This is a genomic window from Candidatus Obscuribacterales bacterium, from assembly GCA_036703605.1.
Classification (GTDB): Bacteria; Cyanobacteriota; Cyanobacteriia; order RECH01; family RECH01; genus RECH01.
The window spans coordinates 1-1,143 of the sequence record DATNRH010000184.1 but is presented as its reverse complement, the minus strand read 5'-3'; the positions used below and the strand labels follow the sequence as shown (position 1 = coordinate 1,143).

The following is a 1,143-nucleotide window of genomic DNA, read 5'->3' as shown; positions in this document are numbered from 1 at the left end:
CTCTGACAGGGTGGTCAGCACCATGCCTCTGACTGGGCGAGAGAGCTGGATCGCTTTGTTGAAGAGTCGATCATAGGTCGCAAACTCATCTCCGGAAATATGCGCTCCATAGACGAGCTTCTTGCCGATCTGCTTAAAGGTGTTGATGTCATCGCCGCGCAAGAATATGGAGGGCGTCAATGCGAGGAACAGGGCATTGACGTCGAAGCTGTTGCGTCCGCCTGAGATATTGTCGATATGGTAGTTGTAGAGATTGACCGACTGCCCAAGGTCACCAAAATGGGTCGATACATGGCCATTCTTGCTGGTGTAGATCATCCAGTAAACCATGCTGTAGATGAACTGATTGACTGACTCCTGCTGTGTGTCTCCCGCATGCTGATGATTCATGATAGAGGTGAGGTAGTGGATGACCTCTCGGGTCGACCATGACGAGCGCGAGCAGGAGTTGCGCTGAGTGTCGGCCAGGGAAAGCTCGTTGTTGTTGAAGCGCTGCGCAACCTTAGGGGTAAACAGATCTCGGGAGCAAAAGATCGCGCCAGGGGTCTGGCAGCTTTCCAGGATATCCGAGATCCCAAAGTTAGTGCCCTCAGCTACCTGCACCAGGATGTGGCGACGCGCCTCGGTGGGGCTGGCAATCATCGGCCATCGACCTTCAAGCACAAACAGGCTGTTGATGTGGCTTCTCAGCACTTCGGACGGGATCTGGTAGAGCAGTAGAATTGCCATCTCAACGGGGCCGTGATCACCATGGTAGATAGAGAAAAAGCGTGCCGGGTCCTTGGGCTCTACCTCCAGGATGTCATACAGCCGCAGGCGCTGGACCTGGATGTAGTCAAGAAAATGGCTGTCCAGGTGAGAGATCAGCTCATGATCCATGTCGATATAGGCAAAGCGCTCGTCATCCCAGGGGGTTTCAGAGATGCGCAAGCACTCGATCATATGGTACCAATGCTCAAAACCAAGCACTTTGGCGTAGATGTCCTTGACGTAGAAGGTGGCCTGGCTACCCATCTGCTCAAGGTGTTGATGGTGCCCCTCCATCGATTCGATATGGTGTGTCCAGGCAGTGCCAAACAACTTTGCCTTGTCATCCAGGCAGCCTGCCAGGTAGTCGCGGTAGTTCTCACGGCTGGGGCGAAC

1 protein-coding gene is annotated in these 1,143 nt (G+C 54.1%); it reads right to left on the bottom strand.

The features are described from left to right. The coding region (locus V6D20_03965) for a hypothetical protein (protein HEY9814947.1) at nucleotides 1-1,143 on the bottom strand (1,143 nt) is incomplete at both ends.